Raw genomic sequence first — 14463 nt, forward strand, 5'->3', positions numbered from 1 at the left:
TTCAGTTAATCAATAAATAAAGCAACGGCTCTGATTGGCGAGCCAGACCCCTTCCTGATTTTCAACGGCAAACCAAAGTAAAGGAAACGCATTCCGGCAACCTGATCCAGGTTGATCAGGTTTTCGGTATTGGATATTCCGTATTCTCTGCAGACTAAATGGCCTGAGTACCGGTCATCTTTGGGATTATCCACTGAAGGGGAGTCGATTCCAATATTGACCACGCCTTTTTCAGCAAGCCATTTTGCCCCTTCGTAATTTAGACCTGTGTAACGCGTCAGCCACTCATCCGTTCCAAACTTTCGGTTATAATGGCCGGTGTATAGAAGGACGATATCCCCTTTTTCCAAGACCTGCTGCGATTTTTGTAAAGCCAACTCCAAATCCCTAGGTGTGATGTAGTCATCCGGAGAAACGTGGGAAACATCCAAACAAACAGCAGGACCATAATAATACTCAAGCGGCATATCATTGATATATTTACCATTTGGATCGAATTCGTAAGTCGCGTCGGTATGTGTACCGCCGTGTTCGTTTATCAGGATATTGTTTGTAGCGAATTCGAATCCGATTTTTTTCAAACTTTCTTCATGGGAAATGTTCTGCCAAATATGTGTAGGCTGATGCAGGGGAAACACCGGCATGCCTTGATAGATTTCCTGTGAAAGATCAACCAGTCTGATACCCATTTAAACTGTCTCCCTCCTATTCCACAACCGGGGAAAGTACTTCGAATTTATCTACATCAATTAATCCCATATCTGTAATCTTCCATTCAGGGCTTGTGACAAGCGACCAGAAGGATAAGTGCATAAATGGTACAGGTATACCGCAGCCAAGCTCGGACTCTGCCAATCTCGTCAGTTCAGCGATTTTTTCACTTACTTCCTGTCCGCTCAGTTCATCCGTAATCAGACCTCCGACCCTCAATGGGAGATCACCGACGACCTTGCCGTCTTTAATCATGGCAATTCCGCCATCCATTGAAATGACCCGGTTTACAGCTGTTACCATGTCTTCATAGTTGGTACCTGTAACAATAATGTTATGTGTATCATGCGCTACACTTTCCGCAATAGCCCCGCTTTGCAGTTTAAAGCCATTCAAAAATGCCTTTCCGATATTCCCTGTCCTACCATGTCTCTCAACCACTATAAGTGGAAGGACATCCTGTTGAAGGCACGGCTGGACTACACCGCCGGAAACATTTAAATTAAATTCCTGCGCACCTGTAAGGTTCTGGAACGGAATGGCTACAATTGATCTAACACGAGCACGGCTTCCATTTGCGGTAATGTGAAGATCTTCCGCTTTGACAGGTCCTCTTTTAACTGACTTTTTGACGCTCTCCGGATAAGTGTAGGAGCCGAGGTCAATTGTCAATTGTCCCCTTTCCGCGGCAAGGCTTCCATTCAGGTATACCTGATCGATGGCCATTTCATTCAAATTGCTGATAACTGCAATATTGGCTCGCTTGCCTGGTGCAAGAATCCCGACATCCTTGAATCCAAAGTGTGTTGCCGGATTGATGGTCCCCATTTGAATCGCTTCTACCGGGTCAACCCCTTGAGCGATCGTCCGTCTAATAATGTCATTCATATGTCCGTCTTTTAATAGATCTTCCGGCACCATGTCGTCTGATACGAGGATGGCACGCCTAGAGTCCATGCCTTCTTCGGTAATCGCACGGATGCATTCCGCCATATTTCTTTGGGAAGATCCTTCCCTCATAAACACACTCACTCCGTAGCGAAGCTTTTCCATCATTTCTTCTTTGGTAGTAGTCTCATGACACGATACATGTCCGCCACCACTGATGATATGCGCAGCTAGTTCTTTTCCGAATAAAGCTGGAGCATTCCCTTCAACGGTTTTCCCTATGCTTTCCGCATAGGAAACTGCTGCAACAAGATCATCAATCAGTTCGGGGGCATTTTCATAAACTGGACCTATATTACTAAAGCTTTGAATTTCCCCGATTCCCTGAACATAAGGGTCGTTCAAAAGTTCCTCCATATGGGATGAATTCACATCAAAGCCTGCCGTTTCAAGCCCAGGAGCATCTGGTACTGCACAAGGTACAGTAAAATAAATTTGATTCGGCAAAGTCTTGGCTTCCTTTATCATTTCCTGCATTCCGTGAACTCCCAAAACATTTCCGATCTCATGCGGATCAGCTACGATTGTAGTTGTACCTGTAGGGATCGATAGTCTTGAAAACTCGGTGCAAGTCAACATCGCGCTCTCAAAGTGCATATGTGAGTCGATAAAACCGGGCGATACAAATTTGCCTTTGACGTTTTCAACTTTTGTCTTGCTGCCGATCAGGCCGCTCGCATCTCCTACCATTAGTATGTATTCGCCTTTAATCGCCACATCCGCTTCATAAATTTCCCTTGTCACCGTATTGATGACATATCCATCCTTCAGTACGATATCAGCATACTGATTGGAGTCTAGTAGGACGTCGATTAACTTTCGGTACTGAACGGCCTTCTTTATATTCTCAGCCTGCATATCTCACTCGCCACCCTTTCTCCTCTCTCATTCCAAACTGTCTATTATTCCTACTATCGCTGCATCTACAGGGGCATCCTTGTTTTGCATAGCTCTTGAGGCCATGCTACCCTTGACAAAGATGACCTTTTCGCCAATTCCTGCACCGACCGTATCAACGGTAATAACGGGCTGAGAATCCAGGGGGACACCGTCCAGGCCGATTGGCTGGGTAACCAGTAATTTTGTTCCTACTAATCTTTCATCTTTCCTGGTTGCCGTTACTCTTCCAACTACGATTCCCATTTCCATAGATTTCCCCCGCCCTTTTCTCGTTAAATAAGAAAGTATAAAGTTACACTAAGTTTTCTATTAAAATAATATGCGCTATGTCTAGCTTCGACGGACAGGAAGTCCTAGTGCCACCGACGCACAGGAAGTGCTAGTGCAAGCGAAGCGACAGGACGTCGCGCCCTAGCCTGCCGACGCAACAAGATGTGGCGTTCTGAGGCGACTAGGCGCCATCGGCTCGAGATCACAAGTCAAATTGCTGTGGTGGCTGAGGAACTGCCTTATCAAAATTCGCCTTGTGCTTGTCGCCGATAATCGGGCTCCTTGCGCTTTTAGTACAGATTTCGATTTGATATTCTTGCGCAACGTCCCGCGCCAACGGCGTTATGATCATTCCTTGTCCAACCTCAATAAGCCGGTTACCCGCATCGGCATGCCTTTTTATCGACTCTGCCGTAACTATCTGTTTCTCTTTTTGCAAAACGGCCGGCTTGAAATATGATTGAAGCTGTGCGTCGTCTTTTAACAATTGAATTCCAAACCCCCCCAGCTTCTGAAGCTGTTTTTTCATCTCATGTTTTAAAAAAGGGGTTCCATTGTTCAATCCTGCCGCTTCCCAAATCGAATGGTAAGGATCTGCCCCCGCAGCATATGCGCTGACTTTCCTCCCGCTCATCAATGCCCATAATAGAAGTCTGATAGGTCTATGTTTATCATTGAAGCGCAATAAATCTGAAACTGCGGAAAAAGGCAATACCGGAATAAAAAAATGGTCCACTTTTTCTTTCAGATATTCCGCATCCTCCAATGAAATCCAATCATCAACTCCGGCCATACAGGCAAGTTCTGTCATACTCAAATGATCCAGAACTGACTGATCGGGACATATCCGGATTCTAATATGCTTGCCATACCACCCATTTAATTCTTTCAATCTTTGTAATCCTTCTTCCATCCCATTCATATGATAGAAAAGGAGAGCAAGCACTGTTCTGGGGCGTGCATTTTCAATGCTGCTCTTATTCCTATAAAACAGCTCCCGCAAAATTGACTCTGCCAGAGCACTATTACGGTTGAGATTCACTCTTATTCACCTTTTGTCAAAAGGGCACGCTCGACCTCGCTGTGCGGTCTAGGAATGACATGGACGCTTATCAGTTCCCCTACACGGCTTGCTGCATCAGCACCCGCATCAGTCGCGGCTTTTACTGCACCCACATCTCCGCGTACCATGACTGTTACAAGACCAAAACCCACTTTTTCATATCCGCAAATTTCCACGTTTGCGGCCTTTACCATCGCATCTGCAGCTTCAACCGCTCCTACTAGTCCTTTTGTCTCAACCAATCCTAAAGCTTCTCCACCCATATTAAGACCCTCCTTGTAAGTTTCAGATTATTTAAGCTTTCTTCTCTCCGTCTCCGTTTTCGGTGACATTTTTCGCTTCCGTATTTTCAGTAGCTGTATCTTTTGTTTTAGACTGCCCCTTGCTTGATTTTGGGGATCCTGCCGATTTACTTGTTTTCTTTTTGGGATTTATACTCTCTGTTCCTGGTTTTGATGCCGTTGGAGATATATTTTGTGATTTCTTTTCCGCAGATTCTTTAATAAGGAATTTGCTCAACAGCTTTTGGCTAACCTCTGAGTGAGCCCTTGGAATCACATCTGTTGAAATGATTTCTCCGATCAGCTCCCCCTGCTTCCTTCCTGCTTCCACTGCTGAAGTAACGGCTGCAACATCACCGGAAAGATGTATGGTTACCCCGACGTATCCACTGACTCCAATTACCTTTTCCATTCCGATGATTTCCACATCTGCCGCCTTCACCGCAGCATCTGCCGCCGAAACTGCTGTTGTATAACCAACAGTCTCAATTAATCCCAGTGCAAACAATCACCCCATCCTCCTTTCCGGACTATATCGTTATCTTGTCTGCGCTTGTCAGCCTGCCCGATTCCTTTTTAAGCTCCGTGACAAGCTCGGAAATGACATGATAATTTCCTTTCAAAAGCAAATATTTTTCCTCTATTTCATAGTCTATGCCAGTATTCTTAAAGTTTTTCAGTAATGAATCCATCAACACAATGCTTGTGTAATACGGAACCCCTTCAAGAATTGCGATTGCATCCACTGACAGACTGATATTAAGTTGTTTCGTCAGCCAAGGACTTGGGGAAATGGCTGTATATGCTTCGAAGTGCTTCAAAGAGCGCCTGTTAAGTTTTTGATAGACTTCATTCATGATTTTTTCAAGTCTGTCGACATCATCATCGTAAAATTCAGCAGTAAACGGTGCATCACCACCTCTTTCCCATGATATGTAAAACTTGATGTCCTGATTGTCACGAATGATTTCATTGACTAGCAAAAGATAGCTGGGCAGACATTCCGGCATTCTCACCGTTCCTACCGCCGCCCTGTTTAACGGCCTGTGGAAGCTTCCCATCAGTTCCTGTGGAAGGTCCGGAAAAAACCAGACACAGCCCCCATTTCGGGTATGTCCAATAATTTTTGCGGATTTTGTCTGCCGGTGATCACCGTGTGCAGGCGTATTGCTTTTTCTTGATACTTTCCCCTGTGCCAGAGAAATCGATCTAAGTCTCGACATGGCCTCCTCGTTGAATTGTTTAGCAGATAATCCATTCGGGCGGCCTTGTGCTGCAGGCTTTTTATAGCCAGCAGGTGACGATCTTTGGTTTTCCAGTACCGAAAGCCGCTGCTCCTTTTTTAACCGCTGATAGTTCGGTCTTTTAATATCATTGAGAGATTTACTTGCAGACGGTTTACTCGTATTCTCTACTCTGTTGGAAATAATTGTTTTATTTCCCTTGAGGACTTCCTGTACTACCTGCTTCATCACATCCGACAACTTTTACACCTCCCATTAAAGAATTTTTTTCAGCTCAGCATGCGGCCGTGGAATGACATTTGATGAAATCAGCTCTCCGCCGGCAACTTCAGGAGCAAGTCTTCCAATTTCCACGGCAGATTTTACATCCGCAACATCTCCTTCTACGATGACAGTCACCAGGCCTGAGCCGACCCTTTTCATGTCAACCAAAGAAATATTCGCTGCTTTTGCCATCGAATCCAAAGCCTCTATCGCTGCCGTCAGCCCTCTTGTTTCCACTAATCCTATTGCACTCATTCAATCTTCACCCGCCTTCGCCTTATAGCTTATAAGTAATCATTCAAATCAATCTCAACAGGGACAGACGTTCTTCTGAACATCTCTTTTTCGGAGAGCGGGTATGTTGCATCTATCCCCATTTTGGCAGATACGCCTCTTAAATTATGTGATGATTCCAAGGGAGATCCCTTTGTACCCGGGATAATAAAAACATCAAGATCAGCCTGACAGCGAGTGGCAATCGCCCATTCGACATCCTCGGGATTAAAAATATCTACATCTGTATCTACTACGACTACATGCTTCAAATCTTTATCACTGGCAAAAGCGGCCATCGCAGCCTGTTTAGCATCGCCTTCCGTTTGCTTGTCAATTTGAATAATGGCATGGAGTCTTGCCGCAGCAGCCATTGTAACGTGGACTGCTTTTACATTTTCAACTGTTTGTCTAACCGTACTTAATAGAGTCATCTCACGAACAAGACACATCGGAAGTCTTTCTTCCGAACTTGAGGGGAAAATGGTTTGGGAAATTGGATTATTGCGGTAGGTGATGGCTGTCATTTCGACAATAGGTTGAGGCTCGTTTCCGCCATAATAACCGCCGAGCTCACCGAAAGCTCCTTCCGGGTCCCTTTCATGCGGAAGTATTTTTCCTTCCAAAACGATTTCGGCTTCTGCAAGCACTTCAATGTCCACGGTCTTGCATTGAACCACATCAAGCGGCTGTCCAAGAAGCGCTCCGGACACATCCAATTTATCAGCATGGAATAAATGGGTGCTGACCTGCGATGCCAACACGACTGCGGGGACCACTCCGAACATGACGGCAATTTCCATTGGCTCCCCTCTTTCTTCAAAATGCGCAAATTGCCGATTGAGTTCAGGGGAAGTTATGACGATATTCGTTTTGTTTCCACCGATAAACTTCATCCTCCGAATGGATGTATACCTCTTCTTTCCTTCAGGATCTTTTACAACCAAAACTCCTGAAACATAGTAAGCACCGCAGTCTTCTGCATGAAAGGTCGGTATTGGAAAAAAATCATCCAAATCGAACGGCGGCAAAACGACATTTTCATGAACGGGACCGGTTGGAACGAGCTTTGTAGGAAGCGGATTCACAATGGCGTCAACCATTTTGGGAATCAATTCGGTTTCATCCACACCAATACTGTCGGCCATGAACTTCCGGTTTCCACCCAAGCCTGCGGCCATGGGAACGGAATAGCCCTGTACATTTTCAAACAGAACAGGCTGCTCCCCTTTCATTGCTCTTACTACCGCGCCTAGTTCGTATTCGGGACTGACCTCTTTTTTGACATGATGCAATAATCCACGCTTGTCCCAATCAGCAAGCAGTTCTCTCATATTAAGGGGATTCATTCTTCTCACCCCATCTTTCCATCAATTCATGTTCAATACCTAACTCATCCAGTATCCGGGCTACAATGAAGTTCACCAGCTCCCATATTTCCGTCGGGCGGTGGTAAAAGCCCGGGCTCGCCGGTAAAATTGAAACCCCCGCTTCGGCCAAAGTTGTCATGTTTCGCAAATGGATCACATGGAAAGGAGCCTCCCTGGGTACAACCACAAGATTGCGTCTTTCCTTCATAACCACGCTTGCCGCCCGGCTCAACAGCGTATCCCCCACGCCATTGGCAATTGCTCCCAATGAATTCATTGAGCAAGGTACAATCACCATTCCATCTGTCTTGAATGAGCCGCTGGCTATGGAGGCAAACAGATTTTGATTGTGATGGACGACAGCATATTCTTTTAAATCATCCATTTTGACGCCGCATTCGAATTGCATTACCTTTACTCCCATTTCGGTAGCAACTACGTGGGTTTCAATTCCCAATTGGTGAAGCGCACGGATCAAGGTATATCCATACAATGATCCGCTTGCTCCCGTTATGCCGACGATAATTCTCATTTCCCAGCCTCTTGGCTCACGGTATCAGACCGTTTGTGGATCTTGGGAGAATTTCTTTTTGGCGGCATCCATGTATTCATCTGTAGTCATGACATCCCCAAAAATTCCAATATCACGTAGCCCTCCACGGTGCATATCGTCATCCTGGGATGCGGTTGCATCGGATAGCGCGATGACATTATACCCATGGTACAATGCATCGGAAGCTGTACTTCTTACACAAACATTCGTCCAAACCCCTGTAAGAACAACCGTATCAATCTTCTCTTCTCTTAAGAAAAGGTCGAAATCTGTATAGCTGAATGCACTGTGGCGGCGTTTTTGTACAATGTAATCGCCCTTGTCTTCTTCAGGCTGCAGTTCTTCGATAAACTCGGAACCCCATGTACCTTTTATTGCATGTACCGGTCTTACTCTGAAATCCGCATCATTTTTCCGATGGGCCTCCTGAACATGCACTACCTGAATGCCGTTTTCATGACAAAAGTCGATAGCTTCCCGAATCTTCGGAACAATTTTCTCACCATTCTCACATCTCAATGCAGCTTTCTCACCAATGAAATCATTCAGCATGTCAATGATAACGAGCGCATGCTTTTCTCCCTTTAATTGTTGTGTCATTTTTTTCCTTCCTCCCTTAGTTTGTAATCAAGTCTCTTCGTAATGCTTTTTCTACGCGTGGCTTGGCTTCTGCTTCTTTTGCCCCTTCTTCGTAAGTTTCATATTTAATGACGCGCTCAAGGCTCTGAATAGCCTGTCGTTTGACATATTGTCCATATCCAGCTTCGCCGACGATTCCGCCATTATCTTCGTCATAGACTACTCTGCCGCGAACAATTGTCTGGATCGGTTTTCCTTTAAGCTGCAAACCGTGAAGCGGGTTGTATTTGGCCATAGACTCAGTCTTTTGCTCATCGATCGTATATTCACGCTCAAGATCGATGACAGTAAAGTCAGCGTCACTGCCAATCTCCAAGGCTCCTTTTTTCGGATAAATTCCGAAATGGATCGCGGCATTTCTACTCGTCACTTCGACAAAACGTGATAATGAAAGCCTGCCCTTATTCAACCCTTCACTAACAAGGATCGGAACCATTGTTTCCACTCCCGGGATTCCAGGGAAGCTGTTCCAGATCGTGGAGTCAGGTGCATCTTTTTCCGTGGCTATTTCATATGGAGCATGGTCTGTTCCAACAAAGTCGATTGTTCCGTCGGCCAAGCCTTGCCAGTGGACAATATTATCTTCTTTTTCACGGAGCGGCGGTGCAATTTTGGCAAATGTGCCTCGCTCTGACATGGAGTCTTCAGCGTTGAGCATCAAATAATGCGGGCATGTTTCCGCAGTTACTTTCACTCCACGCTTTTTGGCTGCCCTTACAAGTTCCACACCTTCTTTGGTACTCATATGAACAACATGGACCCGAGCACCGGTTGCTTCTGCAAAGCTAATGATCAATTGGATCGCAGTCTTCTCAGCAAGAGCCATTCTTGCTTCCGCCCATGCCGGACCATCAAGACGGCCTTCCTTTTTCAACTTTTCAGAATAGAAGGTACAAATATCATAGTTTTCTGCATGGACGCCGATCGGCATTCCAGTTGGAGCGATATGGCTGAAGATTTCAAGCATCTCTGCATCTGAAACCTTAGGGAAAGTAGGAACTGACGGAGTCATATACACTTTAAAAGCAACAACGCCTTCATCAATTTGCGGATGGATATTATCGAGCAGTCCTTCACGGACATCTTCGCCGGTCATTCCTCCCCAGAAAGCAAAGTCTATGTAAGCCTGATCTTTCAGAGGGGCAAGCTTTTTGTGGAAACTTTCAGCATCTCGTACGGAAGGCTTGCTGCAACACGGCATGTCGATATGGGTCGTCACTCCGCCAGCAGCTGCTGATCTTGTTCCTGTTGTAAAGGTTTCACGATGAGTGAATCCAGGATCCATGAAGTGGGTATGTGGATCAATGCATCCCGGAACCACCAGATTCTCTTTAATATCAATAACCCTATCTGCGGACAAGCCATTTAGTGCTGAAGTGAACCCAACAATTTTTCCATTGTCAACCAAAATGTTTGTCTTTACCTTTCGATCCCCCTGTGGAATCAGCGCGTTTTTTAAGATTAAATCCATTTTTCTCTCTCCCTTCAAAATGATAAATATGCTAAATACTAATTTCATAGAATCATGGGCTTCAAACTAAAATACTTAATTCACCTCCTTAAAAGAAAAGCAAAAGCTTTCGCCCACAGGTCGAATAATGAGGTGCAGCTTTCTGCTCTCAGAAGGATCGTACCATCGCAGATAAGCTACATTATCTAACCTTTGCTTCCTTTGTATATAAAAAACCGCAGATTCAAAATACTCCCTCAAAAAATAAGGAATATACTGAATCTGCGGTTCAAATAATCTCCGTACAACAGAGACTTATGTAACCGTTCTAAAAGCCTTGAATAAAAACGGACCTGCGTTTTCATTCCAGAGTGCTTAGATGTTTTTTGTAAAAATTGGTATTATATAATGTTTTCTTCGAATATGACGACACAAACTGCATCTTCGGAATCCGGATCATAGTCTTTTAAAACAGATATTACTTTCATACCAGTAACATCTTCGACTATCTTCTTGAGTTTAATCTTAAATTCGACAATCAATGCTGCATCAGCATAAGTTGTGAGTTCCCAAAAATTTTTGCTCAATGCTTTAAAAGCCGTGACTCGTTTATGTTTTGCAAAGATAATTACCCTGTCATCACAGATTTCAACCCGTTGGCTTCGGACGCCTGTAGCATAAAATTCCTGGTTTACCCGATTGTACACTTGGGCAATATCCCTTTTTAATGTTCTTATCTCTATTTCTGATGAGGTTCCATTCATCTTGATGACCCCCTTGCACTTATAATGTTAATGAATTCGCTTACAACTGTCAAGCTATTTTTTAGAAAATTTAACCTTGACAAAAGAAATGGAATGATATAAATTTTTCTGTACATTATTTTACTTTTTTCAGTCAATTTCAGCAGAATTCTGGAAAGGCAGGAACAAATAATCGTTCTGACTTTTCATATTGGTAAGCGGTTACAACAGTGTCTGTTTACGGATTAGTCTGTACCGCAGCGACAAATTTGCCTTTTGTATTTTCAAATGGCAAATTTGTCGCTGCGGTTTTTTTAGTCAAAAAGGGGGGATTTGGCACAAAATAATTACTTGAATGATAGAAAACCTGCAGACCCGCTGTACTGGATAAAAAAACATATAAGGAGTGTGACTATTCATCATGTCTCTGCCACATAAGAGTTTGGAAGAAAAAAAGCAAATGCTGGCCAAAAAGAGAGGGCCTATCGACCATTTTTTTAAATTGACCGAACGTGGGACCGATGTTAAGACCGAACTGATTGCCGGACTGACAACCTTCATGTCAATCAGCTATATAGTAATTGTGATCCCATCCATTTTATCGGAAGCGGGCATGCCAGCAGAAGCAGCACTCGCAGCAACCATCTATGTCAGTGTGATTTGTACGCTTGTCTTCGCCCTTTGGTCGAACTTCCCAGCTGCAGTGGCTCCGGGTATTGGCCTTGTATCATTCTTTACCTATACGGTAGTAATCGGGCAAGGCTTGACCTGGCAGACAGCATTGGGTGCGGTTTTCATTTCAGGGATCATCTTTACCATTCTGACAGTGACCGGTCTCCGAAAAAAAATTATTGATGCCATACCGGAATCAATGAAGTCAGCCATTACGGTCGGTATCGGTCTATTCATTTCATTTTTGGGATTTAAAAATGCCGGCATTATTGTCGCCAACGAAGCGACCATTGTTTCAATCGGAAACTTGGCAAATCCCGGGGTACTTCTGGCGTGCTTCGGATTGATTGCCGCAGCTTATTTTACTGCAAAAAATATAAAGGGCGGTTTGCTTTATGCTATACTTGCCACCACCGCACTCTCCATGATTATCGGTTATGAGAAAGCCCCGTCTTCATTCAACGATATTGTTTCATTTCAATTGCCAAGTCTTTCCGAAACTTTTATGGCAATGGATATTAAATCAGCTTTTGGGTATGGGATTCTCACAATTATTTTCTCATTCACAATCGTTGAGCTCTTTGACAACACCGCTACCCTTATCGGCCTGGCGAAAAAAGGAGGTCTTGTTGACAAAGAAGGCAATATTGAAAAAATCGATCGCGCCCTTCAGGCAGATGCGGTCGGTACGATGCTCAGTGCCACAATGGGAGGGACTGCCCTGAACGCCTATGCGGAAAATGCAACCGGGGTAGCAGCTGGTGGAAGAACAGGTCTTAAAGCCATTTTTGTCGCTCTATTTCTAGCGCTTGCATTGGTTTTTGCACCTTTGATCGGTTTTATCCCGACATTTGCTACTGCACCAATTCTGATTCTTGTCGGGGCCTTTATGATTTCTGAGATCCGAAATATCTCTTTTGATGACTTCACAACGGTTGTTCCAGTTTTCCTTACTATTATCTTAATGCCTTTAACATTCAGCATAGCTGAAGGTCTTGCATTCGGATTTGTTTCCTTTACGTTACTGAAGCTGCTGACAGGAAAAAGAGACGAACTCCATTGGATGATGTATATCATCAGCCTGGCATTCGCCATTCATTTTGCATCCAACTTTATGTAAAAAACCATCCTTCCATTTGTAATGGAAGGATGCTTTACTTTGATGCCTTTTTCATCCATATGCAAAGATCATGCACGATTTTCCTGTTCAGATTGGGCGGAAAGTAGTGATTGACGTGTTCAAAATACCATGTTTCCACCTCTTTATTAAGTGCGGCCAGCCTTTGCTCGAGACGGTAAGCGTGTTCTATTGACACATTTTCATCACGTAATCCATGGATGATCAGAACTGGGGACCTCAGTTTTTCAAGCTGGTATAAAGGGGTGCGGTATTTAAATTCGGCACCTGCGGTCTTCGGAGAACCGCCGATCACACGCTTCATCATTCTTCTCAGGTCCTTTCGTTCCACATAGGTAAGTTCCATATCGTACACTCCTCCCCACGTAACAACTGAAGCTGCTTCTTCAAATCGAACTCCGGTTAAAAGGGCCATTACACCGCCGCGGGAAAAACCGAAAATATGAACTCGGCTGCCTGCAACAGACGGGTGGCTTCTTAACAATTCAAATGCGGCGAACGCATCTTCTCTGTCATCACCTGCGAAGTCTTCGTTGCCTTCACCGCCCCAATTTCCTCTGTAAAAGGGTGCAAATACAATGAATCCCTCGGCAGCGAATTGACTGACCCTGGCAGGCCTTACCATGCCAACGTTTTTAATTCCCCCCCCTTAAATAAAGCATCCCCTCATAAACGCCTTCCTGAACCGGCTCGGCCAATAACCCTTTCACTCTTAAGCCGGCGGATAGGTAAGTGACGAGGTACATATATACTTTAGGGCTTGGTGAGGGAAACATGACTTTCTCCAAAATTCGAGTATTTTCCATTATTGGTTTGCTCCTTGCCGGTATTTAATCACAATTTTTCGGGCCCATCATACGATATGTTAGCCCAATTTACTAAAGTCCTGCAAGACTGACTGGAGGTTCATGAATGAAATCATGGTTTAAAATCGGACTGTTGGCTGCCGCTGCTTTCCTATTGATCTTCGCTGTTGCCTGCTCACCAAAAGAAGAAATGAAAAAAGTGAGTCTGGCAGAAGTAACGCGTTCCGTATTTTATACACCCCAATATGTTGCCCTTGCCAAAGGATATTTTAAAGAGGAAGGACTGGATGTTGAATTAAAAACAACCTGGGGCGGCGATAAAACAATGACAGCCCTTTTGTCCGACTCTGCCGATATTGCTCTAGTCGGCTCGGAAACATCCATTTACGTATACTCCCAGGGGGCGAGTGACCCGGTCATCAACTTTGCCCAATTGACCCAAACTGATGGTACATTCCTTGTCTCCCGAGACAAAAACGAACAATTTAAGTGGGACCAACTGAAAGGCTCCACATTCCTCGGGCAGCGAAAAGGCGGAATGCCGCAAATGGTCGGCGAGTTTGTACTTAAAAAACATGGAATTGATCCACATAAAGATCTGGAATTGATTCAGAACATCGACTTCGCGAACATAGCCAATTCTTTTGCCTCCGGGACTGGCGACTTTGTTCAGTTGTTTGAGCCTACAGCCTCCGTCTTTGAAAAAGAAGGAAAAGGTTACATTGTTGCATCCTTCGGTGAAGAGTCCGGTCATGTACCCTATACCACATTCATGGCAAAAGAAAGCTATATTAAGAAAAATGATGCAACAGTCGAAAAGTTCGTCCGGGCCCTATATAAAGCACAGCAGTGGGTGGAAAAGAGCAGCGGGGAAGAAATTGCCGAGGTGGTTCAACCATACTTTGAGGACTCTGACTTGGAAACATTGGCCGTTGTCATTGAACGTTATAAAAATCAAGGGTCATTTGCAGAGAAAATGACTCTTACAGAAGAAGGCTGGGAAAATCTTCAAAACATCATGGAAGAAGCTGGAGAGCTTCCTGAAAGAGTGGATTACAACAAGCTGGTGAATACCGAAATCGTAGAAAAAGTGATGAAAGAGTAATGTTAAGAGCACGCGCCATTCATAAAATATAAA

General features: G+C 44.4%; 15 protein-coding genes and 1 pseudogene. 2 read left to right on the forward strand and 14 right to left on the reverse strand.

The genetic code is table 11. The features are described from left to right. Positions 1-5: 5 nt before the first annotated feature. The 13 genes from C509_RS0113405 to C509_RS0113465 all read right to left on the reverse strand — a co-directional run bounded on the left by C509_RS0113405 (position 6) and on the right by C509_RS0113465 (position 10730). Positions 6-689, reverse strand: coding sequence for a cyclase family protein (locus C509_RS0113405; RefSeq protein WP_018707455.1), 684 nt, complete (start codon positions 687-689; stop codon positions 6-8). A 16-nt stretch (positions 690-705) separates the two neighbouring features. Continuing rightward, entirely contained in the window at positions 706-2517 is a 1812-nt protein-coding gene (locus C509_RS0113410) for an adenine deaminase (RefSeq protein WP_018707456.1), read from the reverse strand. A 27-nt stretch (positions 2518-2544) separates the two neighbouring features. Beyond that, complete coding sequence (locus C509_RS0113415) at positions 2545-2808, reverse strand: EutN/CcmL family microcompartment protein (protein ID WP_018707457.1); 264 nt, start codon at positions 2806-2808, stop codon at positions 2545-2547. A 223-nt stretch (positions 2809-3031) separates the two neighbouring features. Then, positions 3032-3871 carry a hypothetical protein gene (locus C509_RS0113420; RefSeq protein WP_018707458.1) on the reverse strand — a complete coding sequence of 280 codons (840 nt, stop codon included), beginning with the start codon at positions 3869-3871 and terminating at the stop codon, positions 3032-3034. 2 nt (positions 3872-3873) lie between these two features. Next, the gene (locus C509_RS0113425) at positions 3874-4155 is read right to left on the reverse strand and encodes a BMC domain-containing protein (RefSeq protein ID WP_018707459.1); all 282 of its coding nucleotides are present in this window, start codon (positions 4153-4155) and stop codon (positions 3874-3876) included. Positions 4156-4186: 31 nt separating this feature from the next. Further along, positions 4187-4681, reverse strand: a complete 495-nt coding sequence (locus C509_RS0113430) for a BMC domain-containing protein (RefSeq protein ID WP_018707460.1) — start codon at positions 4679-4681, stop codon at positions 4187-4189. A gap of 22 nt (positions 4682-4703) precedes the next feature. Further along, positions 4704-5657 (reverse strand): hypothetical protein, encoded by a 954-nt coding sequence (locus tag C509_RS0113435; RefSeq protein ID WP_018707461.1) that lies wholly within the window; start codon positions 5655-5657, stop codon positions 4704-4706. 15 nt (positions 5658-5672) lie between these two features. Beyond that, positions 5673-5936, reverse strand: coding sequence for a BMC domain-containing protein (locus C509_RS0113440; protein WP_018707462.1), 264 nt, complete (start codon positions 5934-5936; stop codon positions 5673-5675). Positions 5937-5965: 29 nt separating this feature from the next. Next, the gene (locus C509_RS0113445) at positions 5966-7303 is read right to left on the reverse strand and encodes a UbiD family decarboxylase (protein ID WP_018707463.1); all 1338 of its coding nucleotides are present in this window, start codon (positions 7301-7303) and stop codon (positions 5966-5968) included. After that, positions 7290-7856, reverse strand: a complete 567-nt coding sequence (locus C509_RS0113450; RefSeq protein ID WP_018707464.1) for a UbiX family flavin prenyltransferase — start codon at positions 7854-7856, stop codon at positions 7290-7292. Before C509_RS0113450 ends, C509_RS0113445 begins: the two co-directional genes overlap by 14 nt. Positions 7857-7880: 24 nt before the next feature. Beyond that, entirely contained in the window at positions 7881-8477 is a 597-nt protein-coding gene (locus tag C509_RS0113455; RefSeq protein ID WP_018707465.1) for a cysteine hydrolase family protein, read from the reverse strand. A gap of 16 nt (positions 8478-8493) precedes the next feature. Then, the gene (allB, locus tag C509_RS0113460; protein ID WP_018707466.1) at positions 8494-9987 is read right to left on the reverse strand and encodes an allantoinase AllB; all 1494 of its coding nucleotides are present in this window, start codon (positions 9985-9987) and stop codon (positions 8494-8496) included. Positions 9988-10367: 380 nt separating this feature from the next. Continuing rightward, positions 10368-10730, reverse strand: a complete 363-nt coding sequence (locus C509_RS0113465) for a Na-translocating system protein MpsC family protein (RefSeq protein WP_018707467.1) — start codon at positions 10728-10730, stop codon at positions 10368-10370. Positions 10731-11130: 400 nt separating this feature from the next. Between C509_RS0113465 and C509_RS0113475 the strand changes: the two genes are divergently transcribed. Then, positions 11131-12501, forward strand: a complete 1371-nt coding sequence (locus tag C509_RS0113475; RefSeq protein ID WP_018707469.1) for an NCS2 family permease — start codon at positions 11131-11133, stop codon at positions 12499-12501. A gap of 34 nt (positions 12502-12535) precedes the next feature. Here the strand turns inward: C509_RS0113475 and C509_RS24830 are convergent. Then, positions 12536-13325, reverse strand: a pseudogene (locus C509_RS24830) (alpha/beta hydrolase family protein). Between the two features lie 106 nt (positions 13326-13431). Here C509_RS24830 and C509_RS0113485 point away from each other — a divergent pair. Then, positions 13432-14430: an ABC transporter substrate-binding protein gene (locus C509_RS0113485; RefSeq protein ID WP_018707470.1), complete on the forward strand. Its 999-nt coding sequence runs from the start codon at positions 13432-13434 to the stop codon at positions 14428-14430. Positions 14431-14463 lie beyond the last annotated feature (33 nt).

Origin of the sequence: Siminovitchia fordii DSM 16014 = CIP 108821 (genome assembly GCF_000374565.1) — a bacterium.
Classification (GTDB): domain Bacteria; phylum Bacillota; class Bacilli; order Bacillales; family Bacillaceae_C; genus Siminovitchia; species Siminovitchia fordii.